Source organism: Prevotella bivia DSM 20514, from assembly GCF_000262545.1.
Taxonomy (GTDB): Bacteria; Bacteroidota; Bacteroidia; order Bacteroidales; family Bacteroidaceae; genus Prevotella; species Prevotella bivia.
In genome coordinates, this window is record NZ_JH660660.1 from 563,462 (window position 1) to 583,436 (window position 19,975).

The following is a 19,975-nucleotide window of genomic DNA, read 5'->3' on the forward strand; positions in this document are numbered from 1 at the left end:
CTAAATTTCTTATTACTTTACTCCAGTATGCCCATAGCCTCCTGCTCCTCGCTCAGTCTCATCGAGTACTTCCACTTCATCGAAGCCCACTTGTTCGTGTTTTGCAATCACCATTTGTGCTATACGCTCACCATCATTGATAATAAAATCCTCAGCTGAGAAATTGATAAGCAAGACCATAATTTCGCCACGATAGTCGGCATCTATCGTACCGGGAGTATTTAAAACTGTAATGCCATGTTTCAAAGCCAAACCACTACGAGGACGAACTTGTGCTTCATACCCTGCTGGTAAAGCCATAAACAATCCTGTTGGGATAAGTTTTCGCTCCATAGGCTGAAGCGTAATAGGTGATTCAATATTAGCACGAAGATCTAAACCTGCACTCTGAGAGGTGGCATATTCAGGCAAAGCATGATGCCCCTTATTGATAATTCTAACTTTCATCATATTCTTTGTGAATACTCTTTTTCATTATTAGTAAGATACAAAAGTAAGCAATAAAGCCCAAAACAATGAATTTAAAGCAGTAAAAAGCCCTATTTTTAGCCAATTTTAATTACTTTTGTATTGAGCTTTCTGCCCTTTAAAAACAAACAAAATAGGAAGGAAATATATGCAATATAGTATGCAATGGCAACAACTTATATCGAATAAGCGTCTTGGACAAGAGGTGAAACACACCATGCGCAAAGATGACCGTTCAGAATTTAAGCGCGATTCTGACCGTCTTATCTTCTCGGCTCCTTTCAGAAGATTACAGAATAAGACACAGGTTTTTCCGCTTCCGGGTAGTGTGTTCGTGCATAATCGATTGACCCACTCACTAGAAGTAGCAAGTTTAGGAAAGTCGTTGGGCGATGATGTGGCACATATATTGAAACAAAAGCATCCCGAACTTATAGGCACGCTGTTTGAAGAGATAGGTACCATTGTCCAAACAGCATGTTATGCCCACGATATGGGTAACCCTCCGTTTGGACATAGCGGAGAGAAAGCCATACAAACATTCTTCACTGAAGGGCGTGGAAAGACCATTCAAGAAAAAGTTAGCAAGCGCTTTTGGGAAGATATTACCCATTTTGAAGGAAATGCAAATGCTTTTCGACTCCTTACGCATAAATTTTTAGGCAGGCGTGAAGGTGGCTTTGTGATGACTTATGCCACCCTTGCTAGCATCGTGAAATACCCTTTTAGTGCGACAAAGGCAGGTAAGCACGGTAAGTTTGGCTTCTTTAGTACAGAGGAAACTATTTATCGTCGCATTGCTAACGAACTGGGTATCATCAAAAAACAAGACGATCAGGACGGTGTGGCATACGCTCGCCATCCCCTAGTCTACCTCATGGAGGCAGCAGACGATATTTGTTACGAAATCATGGATATTGAAGATGCACATAAACTGAAACTCCTTTCGTTTGAAGAAACCAAAGACTTGCTACTCGGTTTTTTCGATTTACAAACAAAAATGGATATTCTTCAGCGCATAAAGGACGAAGATCTTACCGATGAAAATGAGCAAGTGGTATATTTCAGAGCATGTGCTGTGGGTAAATTGGAGTCGGAATGTGTGAAAGCTTTTGTAGATAACGAGGAAGATATTTTAGCAGGAACATTCGAAGGATCGCTTATTAAGCACATTCCAGAATTGTCTCGTAAGGCTTACGAAGCGTGTAGCAAGGTATCAGTGAAGAAGATTTACCGCAGTAAAGCAGTGCTAGATGTTGAACTTTCAGGATATAAGGTAATGGAAACGCTAATGGAGTCGCTCATAGAAGCTGCCGTTGAACCTCATCATTTTCATAGCCAACAGCTCATCAGACGCTTCTCTTCACAATACGATATACAAAGCAATGACCTCGAAACACGTATTATGGCAGTAATCGATTACATCAGTGGAATGACGGATATTTATGCTTTAGACATCTATCAGAAGATAAATGGAATTAGTTTGCCCATCATTTAACGAGTTGAGAATTGAGCGTTGAGAATTGAAAGTTAAACGTTGAGAGTAGAGAGTTACAACTTGGAGGTTCTGAGATATTACTTTATACTTTTTAAACCTTACAAACTTTAAAAACATTGGAAAAGAAAACATACCCTGACCTTATGTCAGGTAAGAAGATATTATACGTGCATGGCTTCCTATCGGCAGGCTCAACACACACGGCAGTGATACTAAGAACGTATATGCCAAATGCTACCGTAATAGCACCCGACCTCCCTATTCACCCTGCCGATGCAATGGAGCTACTCCGAAACCTTGTAAAAGCAGAGCAACCCGACCTCATTATAGGTACATCAATGGGAGGAATGTATGCCGAAATGCTATATGGTTACGACCGTATCTTAGTAAATCCAGCCTTCCAAATGGGTTCTACAATGGGTGAACAGAGTATGATGGGCAAGCAAACCTTTCAAAATCCACGTGAAGATGGAATACAAGAATTTATTGTAACGAAGAGCCTTGTAAAAGAATATCGCGACACTACAGAACTATGTTTTGCACAAATTACCCCTGAAGAGCAGGCACATGTATATGGATTGTTTGGTGATAACGATCCTGTTGTTCACACTTTCGACCTCTTTCAAGAACATTATTCACAAGCAATCCACTTTCATGGTGGGCATCAGCTACTTGAAAAGGTGATCTATCACTATCTTATACCTGTAATAAGATGGATTGACGACAAGCAAGAAGATAGAGAGCGTAAAACAATTTTCATAGACCAAAGTGCCTTAGCAGACGATTATGGCAAACCAAAGTCGAGCCTTCACAAAGCGTATGAGATACTTTTAGAAAACTATAATGTATTCTTTACCGTCCCAGCTCCTACCAATAGCCTTGAATTTATAGGCAAAGCGCAAGCGTGGATAGAAGATATTTTTAGCGCACCAGCATGGAACCGTGTGATTTACACCAACCAAATGCACTTGCTTTATGGTGATTATCTCATCACAAGCCATAAAACAGACTTCCTCGGTACAACGATTCCTTTTGGTAGTGATGAGTTTAAGACATGGGAAGAGGTAATAACTTTCTTTGAAAGACTAGGAGGACAATAGCCGTTGGAAGCAATAGAGCTATATAAAAAGGTGTTGGAAGTAATGCAGGTGGAGCCTCAACTGCAAAACAAACTGCTACACGAAACACTCGTCTTGGTGTGCCATGAAGGACTGAAAGATACGCATCACAGCTTTGGAAACCTATCTTCACAAGTGGAAGCATTATGTCGCAATCATCATATCGCGGCTAAAGACACCCTTGCTATACAACGAATGCGGAGACATAGCAACACGTTGGCACCTATTCTTCCCGATGACTTAGTATATGATTGTCGTGCGCTTGCACTCTTTATTTCCTACGTTTTCCACCAAGATATACCTTCGTTTCTTGTAGGAAAGATACCAAACACACAGCAAGCTACTACTGCTTTGCCCCTTGCCAACTATAAATATATTCGCTGTAGTGTGCGTTCGTGGGACGATAAACTTATATATGTTCTAGTACATAATCAGGAATCGGAGGAAGAACTCTTAGCCATTGATTATAGGAATACGCCCGATTATATAGATTTCGCCTACCTTACCACGCTGCTTCGGGAAGGTATGCAGCTCAATTTGCTAGACTGTGAGGTAAAGGGAAAGAAGATTTTACCCCGTATCATCGTGGTAGAGCCTGACTATCTCCTAGATATTTCCACCATAGCCAACTGCTTTGAATACTTTGGACATCACCCACTGCTCTACACGATGAACCGTTTGAAGGCAAAACCCTGTAACAAATACACCATTTTAGGTAACTTTGCGGGCGCAGCTTTGGACGATATTATCAACAAATCTGACTTTGATATTGCAGACACTTTTCGTGCAAACTTTCGCGATAAAGCCCTAGACTTTGCGACAGCAGCCGATTTTAATGGTGCTGAATTTAAGCAAAACGCAGAGCAACAGGTAAAGAACATACAACAAATAGTGGAGGATCTCTTCGCCCATTTCGATAGAGAGAAAGCTATTCTCGAACCTTCTTTTGTCTGTGAGCAGCTCGGTGTGCAAGGACGTGTTGACCTAATGACCACAGATATGCAGCTGTTAGTGGAGCAAAAATCGGGTAAAAATACTTACATAGAACGCAAAGGAATGCGTAATAAGTATGGATCTATCCACATAGAAAAACACTATGTGCAGGTATTACTTTACTTTGGCATTCTGCAATACAACTTTAAGTTGAACCCACGTAAGACCAATATCCATTTGCTCTATTCAAAATATCCTCTACCCGACGGATTAATAGAGATTGAACCTTTGCAAAAACTCATCTTTGAAGCTATCAAATATCGCAATCAAGTGGTAGCCACAGAGTTTTGGATAGCAAAGAATGGATTTGCAAAACTTCTACCACTGTTTACTCCCGAGACACTGAATGTGGAGAAGATGGCTAATCGTTTCTATTATGAATACAAACTACCAGAGCTTACTAACACGCTTGCCCCACTCCACAAACTTACACCTTTAGAGCGTGCCTACTTTACAAATATGGCTACCTTTGTTATTCGCGAGCAAGTAATAAGTAAAGTAGGTTTACAAGAAGGGATAGGAAATAGCACGGCCGACTTATGGAATATGCCTCTTGCTAGCAAGAAAGATACGGGTAATATCTATACAGAGCTGAAGATAAAACGCAAAGAAAGGAGCGGTATCTTTAATGGTTACGACACCATTACATTGGAAATTCCCACCCAAGCAGAAGATTTCCTCCCTAACTTTCGCCGTGGCGACATGGTTTTTCTTTATGCTTACCGCCGTGGAAACGAACCAGATGTGCGGCAAAGCATCCTTTTTAAGGGCGTGTTGACCGATATTCACACCGATGAAATTACCATTCACCTCAACGATGGACAACAGAACAAGGATATAATCAGTGGCGATTTCTTTGCTATTGAGCATGCTTCAAGCGATATTATGGGTACTACAGCCCTTCATTCGTTGTACTCTTTCATAACATCTAGCGAGAGAAGGAAAGCACTTTTGCTAGGACAATGCGAGCCATTGGCTGACCTTACAAAGCAACTCACTCGCTCCTACCACCCCACTTACGATGAGATCGTACTAAAAGCCAAACAAGCCAACGACTATTTTCTCCTCATTGGACCTCCGGGAACAGGCAAAACATCTATGGCTTTGCAGTTTTTGGTGCGAGAAACTTTGGCGGAAAAGGAGGATAGCAATATCCTTTTGCTATCTTATACCAATCGTGCGGTGGACGAAATCTGCGGTATGCTTTCAGAAAACGATATTGATTATATCCGCATTGGTAACGAATTTAGCTGTAATCCACAATTTAAAAACCATTTATTAGCGGCTAAGATTGCACAAAATCCACAACTCGAAACTATAAAAAATACGATTATCAATAGTCGTATCATGGTTTGTACCACTTCGACCCTTGCTTCTCACACCAATATTTTCAACCTTAAAAGCTTCGATCTAGCCATTGTTGACGAGGCAAGTCAGATCCTTGAACCTAACATTATTGGGATTTTATCGGAGCAAAGGCACATCAATAATTCTCAACGCTCAACGCTCAACTCTCAATTTTCAACTTCTGCAATTAAGAAATTTATCCTCATTGGCGACCATAAACAGCTTCCTGCTGTGGTGCAACAACCCGAGCAAGATGCAAGGGTAAACAACCCCCTACTACAAGAAATAGGGCTTTACTCTTGTGCAAATTCCCTCTTTGAACGCCTCATATTGACAGAACGAAAGGCTGGACGGCAACAGTTTATTGGCACATTGCGCAAGCAAGGGCGTATGCATCCAGAGATAGCAAGTTTCCCTAACCGTATGTTCTATGCCCAAGAGCAACTAGAATGTGTACCATTGGCACATCAAAAAGAAGAAAAATTACCATATTATGAGCCTAGCCGTGATGCTAAAGACACCTTTATCAAGGCTCATCGCATGATTTTCATACCTTCAAAATATTGTAAACAGCCCAATTATTCAGATAAAACGAATATAGAGGAAGCACGCATTGTGGCAGATGTTTTAGAGCGAATTTACCACCAAACAAAAGCCAACTTTGATGCCGAAAAGACAGTTGGAGTAATTGTTCCCTACCGAAACCAGATTGCAATGATACGCAAGGAGCTAGAAAAGCTGAATATTCCCGCATTAGAAGCTATTAGTATCGACACTGTAGAACGATACCAAGGTAGTCAGCGCGATGTAATTATCTACTCTTTCACCATTCAAAACGCCTATCAACTAGAGTTTCTCACAGCCAATTCGTTTGTAGAAAACGATCAACACATTATTGATAGAAAATTGAATGTAGCCATTACGCGTGCTCGCAAGCAAATGATTTTAACAGGAAACGAAGCTATATTAAAACAAAACCCACTCTTTGCTTCACTCATTGAGGACATAAAGCAACAGAATGGGTATATAATAGATGAATAAAAAAAGCTACATCATCATAGGTACTAGATACTTAGCAAGCCCATAGCCGCCCACTATCAACCACACATAAATAATGGCAGCAAGAAGGAAAGGTTTGAAGCCAGCCTTCTTAAACTTATCAATGCTTGTCTCTGCACCCAGTGCCGTCATAGCCATTGTAAGCAAAAAGGTATCAAGGGTATTGATAAAATCGACTACTGCTGCTGGCAAAAGGTTGAGCGAGTTGAAACCAATTACCACTAAGAATATGATAGCAAACCAAGGAATGGTGATCTTATGCTTCTCGCCATTCTCACTATTCTTTGACGCACTACGCGCAACAAAGAAAGCAATGACCAACAAAACAGGTACCAACATCATCACACGGATCATCTTTACAATAATAGCAGGATCGCTAATAGCTGCTCCCATAGCATTACCAGCACCCACCACATGGGCTACTTCATGTACGGTAGCACCTGTAAAAATGCCCATCTGATCGGCTGGCAACGTGAAGATACCTGCACGATAAAGAATAGGATAAAGAAACATTGACAACGTACCAAAAATCACTACTGTTGCCACTGCTACTGCTGTCTTATAAGGCTTTGGACGAATAGCACCGTCAACACCCATCACTGCTGCTGCACCACAAATAGCACTACCACAAGCAGTAAGCAAGGCTATACTACGATCCATCTTCAAAATCTTACCAATAAGAATACCAAGACAAATTGTTCCTACTACGATGATGGCATCAACAACAATAGCAGGTAGTCCCACTTCTAACACCTGCTGAAAAGAAAGTTTAAAACCATAAAGTATAATACCTAGCCTAAGAATGCGTTTAGAGCAGAAAGCTATACCAGGTATCCACGCACTTGGAAGATGATTACGCAAGCTATTAGCATAAATCATACCTAAAATAATACCTACTACAAGTGGACTAAAAGAAAGGGCTTTCACCCAATTCATATCTCCAATGTAAAAAGCAGCGCAAGAAAAGAGCGCCATTAGCAGTACACCATGTAGCATACTGCCACGTTGTTCTGAAAGTTTCATTTTTTCTTCTTTATATTTATTTTTTATGAGTGCATAAAATATTGTGTAAAGTAATCTTGCTTAAATATTGCGAAGCGCAGCTTATCTTTGGCAAAGATAAGAAGAAAACTCTAATCTTGTATATACATAATAACTATGACTTATAACCTGAAGTTATAAACCTTTTAAACATCTCGTATGGCTCCATAGCTTCTCCACGTTTCTCTACAAAGGCAAAAGTGCGTTCTAGCTTTAGATCTTCAATATCAACAACTCTAAAAACATCACCAAATATTTCCTTGTTTACCGAACGGATACTCACAATACCCATACAATCAGAATGTTCTACATAGTGTTTTATGCCTTCAGTGGAACCAAGATTGATTTCTATGTTTAGGTCTGACAAACGTATATTACCTTTTTCTAAAGCTTGTTGCATAATATCAAGCGATCCGGATCCAAACTCGCGTAACACGATAGGCACCTGCTTTAGTTCTTCTAAAGAGATTGTTTCTAGCTCGCTATATCTACCCGTTTTACTAACAATAGCAACAAGTTCATCGTCCATAAATGGGGTATATTTCAATTGTGGTTGATGAAAATATCCTTCCACCATCCCTAGATCAATGCGTCCACTAATAAGAGCAGCCTCCACTTCACGTGAATTTCCACTCAACAGCGATATTCGAACATCAGGAAAACGCTTGCGGAAAGCTGCTATCTGTTCAGGAAGAACATATTGAGCTATAGTGGTGCTAGCACCGATACGAAGTTCGCCAGTAGTCTGTTGGCGCAAGGCATTCATTTCAACATCAAGTCTTTGATAATCTTTCAGTATCTTATTGGCATGAGTTAGCAACTTTTCTCCAGCCGTAGTGAGCTGGATATGCGTACCCATTCTATCGAAAAGACGCACGTTATACTCTTTTTCTAACTCTTGAATATGCTTACTAATGGCAGGCTGACTGATAAACAACTCTTGCGAAGCCTTTGTAAAACTTCGATTGATTGCTACACTGCGAAACACTTTGAGGCGAATATCTATCATGTCAAAATTAATAATGCTTAGTTTTAAAAAACATTTGAACGAATCTTGTAAGAGTCGTCCAAGGACAGTTTTTATGCAAAGGTAGTGCAAACGAACGCAATACAAGCTTGCTTGAATATTGCAGAGTGCAGCCTACCTTATGCAAAGGTAGTGCAAACGAGAGCAATACAAGCTTGCTTGAATATTGCCGAGTGCAGCCTACGTTATGCAAAGATAAGAAGAAATAACTAAATGAAAATATTCAACACGAAAATAATTCATAACCTATTACGTTGCAAAAGGTCATGTTTTACGGTGCAAAAGATGACCTTTTGGTGAGTAAAACATGACCTTTTGCAACGCAAAAGATGACCTTTTAAAATAGAGGTTGTAAACGGCTGATTAACAAACAATTGCAAACCCAACATTTTAACGATTACGATTTTAGCAGAGAGGAAATATCTTTACACAAAAGATTGCTACAGAACATATTGACAACAAGTTGTCTAGCAAGGATTGCTTACTGACTATTAAAAGAATATTCGTGCATCGGGCGTATAGCAAAATTCCCCCTATCTTCACCTTAGCCGAGTATGAATATTCACAAAAAACATAAGTAAATCGGCAAAGCAATGCCCAAAATATTCCACTTAATGAGACAAATATTAAAGCATTGTCCACTTTCTAAAGCCTTAAAAACGAATAATTTTCTTTGGTTTTTTACCTTTTTCGAGTATCTTTGTACCTATGAATGCACAACAGGCAGATAAAATAAAATGGAGTGAAAACATCATCATTGCCGATGGTGATTATATAGATTATGTAGCGTTCGATCTCATTGTCAACTTCGAGCGCATGCTAAACCGCAAAATTCCCACAGCCAATTTTAGCCAATGGGCTGTAAACATTGCTTTAGACGGCAAACTAAAACCAGGCAATAACGAGACACAAGTGGTACTTTTGCACGATAAAGAGAAAGCTATGCTTGAAAACTTTACACCCTCATCATACGAAGCAGACCTTAACAACAAGGCTTTCAAGGATGAGTTTTTGGGCGAATTTCTAGTCAACTCTATCGTAACAGGTGAGGAAAATACTTCAAAAGAGGCGGTACTCTCCGATCTTTTACAAATGCTCACCACGCATGAAGAGGTGCATCGCATCATGATCATACCCAATGCAGAGGATACCGTTACTTACAATGAAGTAAAGAAGATGCTCGAAAAGGTGGACGATGACGAGAAGCGCATTACCGTTTTTACCATGCAACCTATGGTTGGAGGCAACTTTAGACAAGAGATATTAGGATATTCGCTTATGAATGCAATGGGCATTAAGGCGGAAGAATTTAAATAAAACAATAGAAAAATATAGATAAGAATGAACAATCCAACTCAAATTGCTAACCCACGCATCCTCATGATAGGTGCTGGTGGTGTTGCTACAGTAGCAGCTTATAAGATCGTTCAGAATCTTGATGTGTTCGGTGAGTTTATGATTGCTAGCCGTCGTAAGGCAAAGTGTGATGAACTTGTGAATGCTATCCATGCTAAGGGATATAAAGCTGATATTAAAACTGCACAGGTCGATGCTGACGATGTAGAACAATTGAAGGCTCTCTTCTCTGAGTTTAAGCCTGACCTTGTCATCAATCTTGCACTTCCTTACCAAGATCTTACCATCATGGATGCTTGTTTGGCATGCGGCTGCAACTATCTTGACACTGCCAACTATGAACCAAAGGATGAGGCTCACTTTGAATATAGCTGGCAATGGGCGTATAAAGAGAAGTTTGAGCAAGCTGGATTGACTGCAATTCTTGGTTGTGGCTTCGATCCCGGAGTATCTCAAGCATTCACAGCATACGCTGCTAAGCATTACTTTGATGAGATCCACTACTTAGATATTGTAGATTGTAATGCAGGTAATCATCACAAAGCATTCGCAACCAACTTCAATCCAGAGATCAATATTCGTGAGATCACACAGAAAGGCTTGTACTATGAGAATGGCGAATGGGTAGAAACAGAGCCATTGGCTGTACATCAGGATATTACATATCCTAACATCGGACCTCGCGACTCTTACCTTATGCACCATGAGGAGCTAGAATCGCTCGTTAAAAATTTCCCTACTATCAAGCGTGCTCGCTTCTGGATGACTTTCGGTCAGCAGTATCTCACCTACCTAGATGTTATTCAGAACCTTGGTATGAGCCGTATTGACGAGATAGAATACGAGGCACCATTAGCCGATGGGTCAGGTAAGACGGAGAAAGTAAAGATCGTTCCATTGCAGTTCTTGAAGGCTGTACTCCCTAATCCACAAGATTTGGGTGAGAATTACGATGGTGAAACCTCTATTGGTTGCCGTATTCGTGGTATCAAAGATGGTAAGGAAACTACCTATTATGTATATAACAACTGCAAACATCAAGATGCTTACAACGAGACAGGTATGCAGGGTGTAAGCTACACTACTGGCGTTCCTGCTATGATTGGTGCAATGATGTTTGTTAAAGGCTTATGGCGCAAACCAGGCGTTTGGAACCTTGAAGACTTCGATCCAGATCCATTTATGGAGCAACTCAACAAGCAAGGTTTGCCATGGCACGAAGAATTTGACAAGGATATTGAATTATAAATATTTAAAGAGTTAAGGATGTTAAAGCAAAGCGATAACTCCTCACAACTCCTCTAACTCCTAATAAACAACAAATGGCAAAAGAAGAAAAAGAAATATCAGCAGCAGAAGGCAAACTAAAGGCACTTCAAGCAGCAATGGCTAAGATAGAAAAAGACTTCGGAAAGGGAGCAATCATGAAAATGGGCGATAAGGTCGCTGTTAAGATTGATGTAATCCCTACTGGAAGTTTGGGCTTAGATGTAGCCTTAGGTGTAGGTGGTTACCCACGCGGTCGTATTGTAGAGATATTTGGTCCCGAGAGTTCTGGTAAAACAACACTTGCACTTCATGCTATTGCAGAAACACAGAAGCAAAATGGTGTTGCAGCCTTTATTGACGCTGAACATGCTTTCGACCCTACATACGCAGCCGCTTTGGGTGTAGATATTAACAATTTGTGGATTTCTCAACCAGACAATGGAGAGCAAGCTTTACAGATTGCAGACCAGCTTATCAGCTCTTCTGCTGTCGACTTATTGGTAGTCGACTCTGTGGCAGCCCTCACTCCTAAGAAAGAAATAGAAGGTGAAATGGGCGATTCGGTAGTAGGACTACACGCACGTTTGATGAGTCAGGCTCTCCGCAAGCTCACTTCTACTATCGCTAAGACTAATACTTGCTGCATCTTTATCAACCAGTTGCGCGAAAAGATTGGTGTTATGTTCGGTAGTCCTGAAACAACAACGGGTGGTAACGCCTTAAAGTTCTATGCTTCTGTTCGTGTGGATGTGCGTAAGAGTACACAGATAAAGGAAGGAGAAAAGATCCTAGGTAACCTCACTAAGGTGAAAGTGGTTAAGAATAAGGTAGCTCCCCCATTCCGTAAATGTGAGTTCGACATCATCTTTGGTCAAGGTATCTCTAAACTAGGCGAAATTATTGATCTTGGTGTAGAATACGATATTATCAAGAAGAGTGGCAGTTGGTTTAGCTATGGCGATACCAAGCTAGCACAAGGACGTGATGGTGTAAAGGCAATGTTAAAGGATAATCCTGAATTAACAGAAGAGTTAGAAGGACTTATCAAGGAAGCAATCGTAGAAAAGACTACCAAATAAGAGCAAATAATACAAATAGAGAGAGCTAGAAAGAAAGATAAATCTAAATAAAAATCCTTTCTAGCCCTCTCTATTTTATTTATTGCACATTTAAACGGACACCAAATTTAATATCAAAAGAAATAGGATGATCGCTATAAATAGTTTGCACGTCCGATTTATTCTTGAAATGATACCCCACTCCCGGCTCAAAATATAAGCCAACACCATCATATATTTTATATTCAGCACCCACTCTCGCACCTATCGACCACTGCAATTCTTTCATCTTCACATCACGCTTAATAGGTTCTATACTACCATCGTAGGTATCATATTGTCGCCCTGAAACCATTTTCTCTACAGTGAAACCACTTGAAGCATATACCCCAAAGTTGTCATTGTGCCATAATTGATAGTTTAAATTAATAGGAATACCTATAAATTGAAGCTTTTGATCAATGCTATGACGCATACTACCCACTTCATAAGACAAGGAAGATTTATGGTAACTATAAACCAAACCAGTCTCTAAACTCATCTTCCTACCAAAAGGAAAAGCCAGAGATATACCAAAAGTAATAGGCTGAAGATGGTGAGCTTTCTTTACAATATTATTCTGCCTCTCCACCAAATTATAGCTAACTCGTTGATTATCGCCTTCAGAAGCGGAAACTGTCAGAAGCATTGGACTACTACTTGTCAAAGAAGATGTGCTACTAGGAAGTCCTGCCACTAAAACTCCAAGGCGAATAGGTTTCCTTTCATGATGTACTTTGCCTATTTCTGCAAAGTCATACATCTTGCTATTATTATCCTTTTTCTTGGCTCTTAACACTTCTTTCTCTTCCTTTTTCAGGTCGTTTCTAGCAGAATCGGCTGGAACTTCTACGCGAGTTTTAACAGAATCGTTTGGTAATTCTTCTATTATTATCCTATCATTTACCGCTAACCTAATATCTTCTTTGGGGATAAAAGGCACTAAAAGCTCCTTTATAGGCGCCTGAAAAGCTTGCTTTACCCCACTAAATACCCTATTCTGCTCTACTCCTTTACGCTTTACTTTGCTATTTTTGGCTAAAGTTCGTGCTTCTAAAACACCCTTTTCAATATCTGTAGCTGTATAATTAATCAAAACAAAAGCACTCATAGCTGCTGCCGATAGCAGCCCTACTAGCCAAATAGTAACCTTATGGTCTCGTTTTTGATATACCGCAGTAGCAACATCTTCTTTTATTGGTGCTGCTGTGGCTTCTGTCTCTTCTAAAGGCAATTGTAACAACACATCATTCAAAAGATCTTGTGGGGGAGTAATCTCATAATGGTCTAGCTTCTTATGAAACTCTTTTTTCCATTCTTTCATCACAATAGTCCTCCTTTCTTATATAAGTCAATCTGTTGTCTTAGTATTTTTTTTGCTCGAGATAATTGAGATGCTGACGATTTTTCTTTTATCCCCAGCATCTCTCCTATCTCTTTGTGTGTTTTATCTTCTAGAACATACAAGTTAAAAACGATTCTATAACCTTCAGGTAAGTTTTGTAACATCCTAAAAAGTACATCTTGTGGTATATCCTCCACTTCTAGGTTATCATCGTCTTCAAGCTCGGGTATATTATCTTCATAGATTAATGGTATTGTCTTCTTCCGCCTCAGAAAGTCTAAAGCCTCCATAACTACTACCTTTTTACTCCATGCCAGCAATGCACCTTTTCCTCTATATTCAAAGTTTTCGGCTTTGGTAAATATTTTAATAAGTGCATCTTGTAAAACATCTTTCGCATCATCATCATTAGCCATATAACGAGAACATACCGAAAAGAGTACACCTGCATAAAGACTATAAAAAGATTGCATTGCCGAACGAGACCTTTTCATCAGTCCCTCGGCAAGCATTTTCTCCTCTTCCCCAGATATATTCTTCATTAAAGTATGCTATTTATCAACTATTTACGACTTATCATCACGCGTATGATAAGTAAAAGTAATATGCTTCTCTCCGTTAAACGATTTCCAATAGAGCTGTAAAGGTACTTCTTTTTTCCCCTTTTCCTTTGCTATTTTATCTATTTCTCTAAGCCTAAAAGCTATAATTCCATCACCTCTTCGCCCTGTAACATCACCTTTTGCATTATGTCTTAGTACCAGTTTATAGGGATCATCTTTACTCACTCCTGTTATTAAATTTAACTCATGTTTGGTATTTAGATTTCCCCATACAGTCTGAAACCTTAATGTTAGATAGCCATCTTCTACCACCGTAGTAAAGTCTTTTACTATCTCTAAAGGGTCATCACCATATTTTTTTATATCTTCTTTCTCTCCAACAGAGCTAACAGTTTGCTTTGTTCTTATACTATCCAACCAATTAACATAAATTTTCTGCATACCATTAGCAGCTTTACCCTCATCTCTAATATTAGCAAGTGCACGCACCTCTTTGTTTCCATAAGGCGATTTTACCAAGTTAGTAGCCTGTCCTTGTACCTTATCACTTACCCAAATATTAAAGCCTTCACCATTATTAATAGGCTTAATAGTTACCACTGCATTAACGACATAATTATCACGATATCCATCGGCAGTATCATCACACGATATAAACATAAGACTAGTAGCTATGGCTATCAACGCAAATAAAAAAAACTTGTTTACTTTCATAACGTTCACCCCTTTAGATTAAAACTTTACCTATTACTCTTAAAAGGAAGTGCCATCAAAAAGATAATGATGACACTTCATCTACATCATACTTTTTTGCTTTTTTCAGCATCCACAACCTTAAACGTAAACGCTTTAAAATTATCAACTTTTTTCTTATCTATGACAACTTCTTTCACACCAACACTGATATTTAGCTTCTTTGTACTTGCATTATACATTGCCATAGCTCCTGAAAAGTTAGCAGTTACAGTTACTGTTTTGCCCTTTACTGTGTATGCAAAACTATAAGCTTTCATTGGGATAAGTATCATTGACAATAGCCCGCTACCCTCAGTCTTACCTTCAGCATAATTTACTAAACGCCATGAAGTGGTTAAAGCCGATGACTTAATATTCTTCTTAGCTTCCTCCAGCAAAGCCTTATCGGTGATAATCCTATTTAAAATAGCAGTATCAGGAAGTAAGAAAGCCATTTGGTTATCTGTTACAGTAGCCTCTACATTAGCCCCTTTATTACTATTGATCAAAGTAGCACCCATATATTTACCCGGCAACTCTTTTAATACAGTCTTAGGGATAGGAACAGTTGTAGGATTATCTTCACTACATGAAGAAAACAGCCCAACACTTCCTATAATAAACATCAAACTTAAAATGATTTTATTGGTTTTCATTTCTATTTCTTTTAAATTTACAATTTCTATTTTTTATCTCTTGAGTACTCACTTTATAAATGAGAAGATAACAAGAAGGTTGCACTTTCAAAAGTTAAAAAATAAAAAAGATAACCTCTCTTTCAAGCAAAAAAGTAGTGCTGAAGCTATGGCTTACAACACTACTTTTTAAAAAGGAAATTCATTTATATTTATATACTACACTTTCATTCCACACTGTGTTTCTGCGAGAAAAGTTGCCACTGCTCTTTTACTTCAGCTTCCGTTATACCTAGTAGTTGCATCTCACGGAAAAGATTTGGTAGCATCTTCGACATAAATTCACGCTTCCTACCCTTCATAATCTGCTGGCGAGCACCTATTGAAACAAAATATCCTAGCCCTCGCTTGTTGTAGATAACCTCTTCGCGCGATAGTAATTCGTAAGCCTTCACTGCTGTGTTTGTATTCACTTGCAGCGTAACGGCGTACTCCCTTACTGACGGAATGCGGTCGTCTTCCTTATAGTTGCCTGCTATTATCTCGTCGCATAGCCTATCGGCCATCTGCTCGTAAATAGCTTTTGTTTCGTCAAACTTCATATTGTTCTCTCCTTTAATCCTGAAATAAAACCTATTTTTTAAATATTAATCCAACGGTTGTTGATCACTTGCAAGCGACAATATAATCTGTAACCAAGAAAGTAAAAGAGAGCTATACCTACCAAACTATATCCTATAATATAGGAGGTTATCTGCATATCTTGATCTATGTATAATTCATAGGCTGTATAATAAAATAGAATACCTGCAAAAAGTGCTACCCCCATAGATCCGATCATAGCCAACACCCATAGTGCAATACTTGTTTTTAACCAAGCTACTTTGCGGAAAAACATACCACCAAGGATAAAACTTGCATTGTTTAACACTAACCCAAGAATAGCAGCAATCAATTTAGATGTTGGTACTTCCGAAAAAGCAGGGGACATAAAAGCAAGTCCTATGATACTAGCTCTACCTCCATGATGCATTAACATAGACATCAATTGCTGCAAACCATCCGCAAGCAAAACACCACAAGAAGCAGTTATCAATATTCCTAGCGAGCTATAAATTACACGTGCTGCATATTTTTCTAGGTTAGTGGCTGGCAATGCTAGCTCATGAATACGTGCTCCACGATATTCAAGATCCTTAATAACAAAAGCACCCATAAGGACTGCCCCACCGAAATATATTATCATATACATTGGAGTTACGCCGAGAAGCGAATCAAGTGCCTCTATATCTGTCAGTGGATCTGTATTAAATATTCCTGTAGCACATACCGATAGTACAAAAAACAAGATACTATAAGTAAAAAATATATTTCTCAATTCTTTCTTACGTGTTATGAAAAGACGTACAAGCGTATTCCAAAATCTGTTTATATTAAATGTATTCATAACTGTATCCTCACTTATTTTATAATGGTTGTGTTATTGGTTATATCACTATTATTAGCAGAATGCTCTATTACTGCTTGACGAACTGTACCTTTTAAGGTAATACTAGCATTGTTTAAGGTAGATGCTTCCACTTTCCCTGACCTATCATGCTCTATCGTAGCATCAGCATTGTTAAACACTTCATAAGCAGCTTTATCAACAGTTACCTTAGATATTTCCATAGAGGCATTATTTGAAAGACTTATGTTAAGAGATTTTCCCACTATTTCGTCAATCTCTATTTCACTATTATTCAAAGCTACAGCTTCTAAACTATCTACAGCTAAAGGAGAAGTAATTTCAAAATCAGCATTATTCATTGTGCATATATAAGAAAGTTTTGGGGCTTCCACATACACTTTTATATCCAATTCTGAATAAATTTTTATTTCTCCTTCGTGTTCTGGATGCAAACTTGAATTAAAATGAATAGCTCCTAAGTTATTATAGAGATTGGGAATTCTATCCAAAGAAACCGATAACCTACCATTCTCTACCCTTACCTTCACATAAGGTAACATCTTCTCTGGTGCTTCTATTCTGACTTTAAAAGCATTGCCTTGCTTAAAAAATATATTAGAATTCCCTCTAGCCTCTATACTATCAAAAGGTGCTACAGTTATATTTTTTGAGACTACTTTTCCCCAGTCTTTCTTCTTTCTAATACATGATGTTGAAGTAATCAATGCACCTATTAGGCACAACACTACTACTATACGGTATAATCTAAGTTTTTTCATTTTAATGTTCCTCCTCTCTCTTTATTTCCACAATTCTGTATCATCGCTAATTCTGGTAATACCATCCTTCGACTTTATAGGCTTTTGCTTTAGCGTACCTGTAAGATTTACATAGCAAATGCCATCAGCACTCACCGTTGTAATGCCCGATTTTTCAAAGTTCACATCTACTTTACAAATTCCGTCAATAGCTAAATGAGTAGTATCAGCCGTTAATGTGTCAACATTAAGTTTAGCGACACCCTCAACATCAGCATTAAATCTTTTTGCTCGAAAATTGTTAAGATTGGCTTTTGCCACACCTTTCACACTGATATAAAAATAATCGGTTTCAAACTTCTTGTCTATTTTGAGCGAACCAATCCCTTCTTGTTTTACAGAAGTGAGCTTTGGTGTGGTAATAAAGATAGAAACATCTACATCTTTCATATTATCTAAATGCTCATCAGGCTTGCCATCGCCATTGCCATCGTAGAATATTTTCAGCTCACTAGCCTTCCATACAGCCTTCAACTTATCTTGATACTTAGCAGGCGCAACGATCTTTACGGAAGTAGTATCGCTTTGTGTAACATAAAAATCGCCTATACCGCTCAAAAACAACTTATCAAAGCTTTTGGTTAAAACATTTTTTGCCACCATCGGACCTGCATCTTTATCCTTCAAACGGATACAAGAAGTTGAAGCACAAGCCATTGCAAAAAGACATATAATGGCAATAATGTTCCATATACAACAATTTCTTCTCATTGCAAATTCCTCCCTTTATTTTAGTTTACCTAATGTTACGGCATTGAAGAGTAACTCCAAATTAACAGGTGTTTCGGGAGCCTCTTGCGTACGAACAGCTATAACAGCATTACCCTGTAAAGAAGGTTCTCCATAGAGAACAGTATCATCCATTTCGTTAGGAAGACGATAAGTAAAGGAATATTGCTTTGTTATATCTTCGATTGAAGCATTAAAAAGTACACTAGAGTTGTTCATAATTACTACGTGATCGAGCAATTGCTCCACATCGTGTACTTGGTGAGTAGAAATAATGAGCGATGATCCTTCAGGCAAATTGCCTGCTACTACCTTACGAAACAAGGCTTTAGAAGGAATATCAAGACCATTTGTAGGCTCGTCCATAAGCAACAATCCGCAGCAAGATGCCAAAGCAAAGCTCATATACACCTTTTTCTTCTGCCCCATAGATAGTTCCTTGAAGTTGACATTCAGTGGCATCTCGAAAGCGGTCAAACAATTGTTCAATACCTCACGGCTAAACTTTGGATAGAAGTTTTCGTGTATCTTCACGTATGCTTCCAATGTCATATCAGGCAAGTTGTATTCCTCTGGAACAATGTAAAGGTCTTGCAATAGTTCAGGTTCGCGCTTCTTCGAAATATGACCATTCACAACCACACTGCCCTTCTTTGGGCGCAACAAACCAGACAGGAGATAGAGCAACGTACTCTTACCCATACCGTTCTTGCCAAGCAAACCATAGATCCTACTGTCTGCCAACTTCAAGTTAAAATCCTCAAACACTTTGTGTTTGCTACCAGGATAACTAAAGAATAAATTTTCGACTTCAATCATAGCGTTATATCATTTTTGAGTTTTAATAATAGTGTACTAGTAAAATAGTACACTACAAAAGTATAATAAATAATAATACCCTCCAAGCTTTTGGGCGAAAATTTTTCAGAAAATTGAAAATAAAATCTATTTAGGCTGTTTACACCTTATTATATAAGCAGGTATAAAATGCGCTTTGCCCCATCCGCCTTTATCTCCTTAACAAAAAGCCTTTTACACAAGATCTCATCTAAGCGGCAAAGCAAAACAGCAACGTTTTTCTTGTAAAACATAAGCCTTTAAATAGCAATAGATTATCTTTCACGTGTAAAAACATCATCTTTTACAAAGAAAAATAATTTATTTTTAATCCTTTATCAATTTGTTTTTAAGACAAAAATAAATTAAAAATGAAAACCAAAGTTTACCTTTGGCGCATTAAAAGCTTATCTATTATTACTTCATATATTATCCTTTATGCTATTAAAAGTAGTTTTTTCTCAAAAGATTGCTCTTTCATTACTCATAAGTCAATATTTTTATCGCTACGTTTGTAAAAATATTCGTTACGAAAAATTTCGTTTACCCAAGAAGTATTAATTATCAGCTAAGAACTATTACGGGTAAAA

General features: G+C 38.5%; 18 protein-coding genes. 6 read left to right on the forward strand and 12 right to left on the reverse strand.

Annotated elements, in window-relative coordinates:
- Positions 1 to 12: 12 nt before the first annotated feature.
- A complete protein-coding gene (gene dut / locus PREBIDRAFT_RS04725; RefSeq protein WP_004339352.1) occupies positions 13 to 450 on the reverse strand; it encodes a dUTP diphosphatase in 438 nt (145 codons plus the stop codon).
- A gap of 178 nt (positions 451 to 628) precedes the next feature.
- Between dut and dgt the strand changes: the two genes are divergently transcribed.
- From dgt to PREBIDRAFT_RS04740, 3 genes are all read left to right on the forward strand, one after another.
- Positions 629 to 1,966, forward strand: a complete 1,338-nt coding sequence (gene dgt / locus PREBIDRAFT_RS04730; protein ID WP_036861431.1) for a dGTP triphosphohydrolase — start codon at positions 629 to 631, stop codon at positions 1,964 to 1,966.
- A 143-nt stretch (positions 1,967 to 2,109) separates the two neighbouring features.
- Positions 2,110 to 3,066 carry a YqiA/YcfP family alpha/beta fold hydrolase gene (locus PREBIDRAFT_RS04735; RefSeq protein ID WP_004338853.1) on the forward strand — a complete coding sequence of 319 codons (957 nt, stop codon included), beginning with the start codon at positions 2,110 to 2,112 and terminating at the stop codon, positions 3,064 to 3,066.
- 42 nt (positions 3,067 to 3,108) lie between these two features.
- Positions 3,109 to 6,465 carry an AAA domain-containing protein gene (locus tag PREBIDRAFT_RS04740; RefSeq protein ID WP_004339354.1) on the forward strand — a complete coding sequence of 1,119 codons (3,357 nt, stop codon included), beginning with the start codon at positions 3,109 to 3,111 and terminating at the stop codon, positions 6,463 to 6,465.
- A gap of 6 nt (positions 6,466 to 6,471) precedes the next feature.
- On the opposite strand, the gene PREBIDRAFT_RS04745 is transcribed toward PREBIDRAFT_RS04740, so the two are convergent.
- Together PREBIDRAFT_RS04745 and PREBIDRAFT_RS04750 are read right to left on the reverse strand one after the other, a co-directional pair.
- Positions 6,472 to 7,506, reverse strand: a complete 1,035-nt coding sequence (locus PREBIDRAFT_RS04745) for a YeiH family protein (RefSeq protein WP_004338851.1) — start codon at positions 7,504 to 7,506, stop codon at positions 6,472 to 6,474.
- 133 nt (positions 7,507 to 7,639) lie between these two features.
- A complete protein-coding gene (locus PREBIDRAFT_RS04750) occupies positions 7,640 to 8,533 on the reverse strand; it encodes a LysR family transcriptional regulator (RefSeq protein ID WP_004338850.1) in 894 nt (297 codons plus the stop codon).
- Positions 8,534 to 9,259: 726 nt separating this feature from the next.
- Between PREBIDRAFT_RS04750 and PREBIDRAFT_RS04755 the strand changes: the two genes are divergently transcribed.
- From PREBIDRAFT_RS04755 to recA, 3 genes are all read left to right on the forward strand, one after another.
- Positions 9,260 to 9,868: a DUF6621 family protein gene (locus tag PREBIDRAFT_RS04755; protein WP_004338849.1), complete on the forward strand. Its 609-nt coding sequence runs from the start codon at positions 9,260 to 9,262 to the stop codon at positions 9,866 to 9,868.
- Positions 9,869 to 9,931: 63 nt separating this feature from the next.
- Positions 9,932 to 11,155, forward strand: coding sequence for a saccharopine dehydrogenase family protein (locus PREBIDRAFT_RS04760; RefSeq protein ID WP_004338848.1), 1,224 nt, complete (start codon positions 9,932 to 9,934; stop codon positions 11,153 to 11,155).
- A 74-nt stretch (positions 11,156 to 11,229) separates the two neighbouring features.
- Positions 11,230 to 12,255, forward strand: coding sequence for a recombinase RecA (gene recA, locus PREBIDRAFT_RS04765; protein ID WP_004338847.1), 1,026 nt, complete (start codon positions 11,230 to 11,232; stop codon positions 12,253 to 12,255).
- A gap of 79 nt (positions 12,256 to 12,334) precedes the next feature.
- On the opposite strand, the gene PREBIDRAFT_RS04770 is transcribed toward recA, so the two are convergent.
- The 9 genes from PREBIDRAFT_RS04770 to PREBIDRAFT_RS04815 form a co-directional block, all read right to left on the reverse strand.
- Complete coding sequence (locus PREBIDRAFT_RS04770) at positions 12,335 to 13,597, reverse strand: outer membrane beta-barrel protein (RefSeq protein WP_004338846.1); 1,263 nt, start codon at positions 13,595 to 13,597, stop codon at positions 12,335 to 12,337.
- A complete protein-coding gene (locus PREBIDRAFT_RS04775; protein ID WP_004338845.1) occupies positions 13,597 to 14,160 on the reverse strand; it encodes an RNA polymerase sigma factor in 564 nt (187 codons plus the stop codon). Before PREBIDRAFT_RS04775 ends, PREBIDRAFT_RS04770 begins: the two co-directional genes overlap by 1 nt.
- Positions 14,161 to 14,184: 24 nt before the next feature.
- Positions 14,185 to 14,895: a NigD1/NigD2 family lipoprotein gene (locus PREBIDRAFT_RS04780; RefSeq protein WP_004339357.1), complete on the reverse strand. Its 711-nt coding sequence runs from the start codon at positions 14,893 to 14,895 to the stop codon at positions 14,185 to 14,187.
- Between the two features lie 86 nt (positions 14,896 to 14,981).
- Positions 14,982 to 15,572: a hypothetical protein gene (locus PREBIDRAFT_RS04785; RefSeq protein ID WP_004338843.1), complete on the reverse strand. Its 591-nt coding sequence runs from the start codon at positions 15,570 to 15,572 to the stop codon at positions 14,982 to 14,984.
- Positions 15,573 to 15,778: 206 nt separating this feature from the next.
- The gene (locus PREBIDRAFT_RS04795) at positions 15,779 to 16,153 is read right to left on the reverse strand and encodes a GntR family transcriptional regulator (protein ID WP_004338842.1); all 375 of its coding nucleotides are present in this window, start codon (positions 16,151 to 16,153) and stop codon (positions 15,779 to 15,781) included.
- A 38-nt stretch (positions 16,154 to 16,191) separates the two neighbouring features.
- Positions 16,192 to 16,998, reverse strand: a complete 807-nt coding sequence (locus tag PREBIDRAFT_RS04800) for a hypothetical protein (protein WP_004338840.1) — start codon at positions 16,996 to 16,998, stop codon at positions 16,192 to 16,194.
- A 14-nt stretch (positions 16,999 to 17,012) separates the two neighbouring features.
- Positions 17,013 to 17,780: a GIN domain-containing protein gene (locus PREBIDRAFT_RS04805; RefSeq protein ID WP_004338839.1), complete on the reverse strand. Its 768-nt coding sequence runs from the start codon at positions 17,778 to 17,780 to the stop codon at positions 17,013 to 17,015.
- Positions 17,781 to 17,801: 21 nt separating this feature from the next.
- Positions 17,802 to 18,530: a GIN domain-containing protein gene (locus tag PREBIDRAFT_RS04810; protein ID WP_004338837.1), complete on the reverse strand. Its 729-nt coding sequence runs from the start codon at positions 18,528 to 18,530 to the stop codon at positions 17,802 to 17,804.
- Positions 18,531 to 18,545: 15 nt separating this feature from the next.
- On the reverse strand, positions 18,546 to 19,367 hold the full coding sequence (locus tag PREBIDRAFT_RS04815) for an ATP-binding cassette domain-containing protein (RefSeq protein ID WP_004339358.1): 822 nt from the start codon (positions 19,365 to 19,367) through the stop codon (positions 18,546 to 18,548).
- Positions 19,368 to 19,975 lie beyond the last annotated feature (608 nt).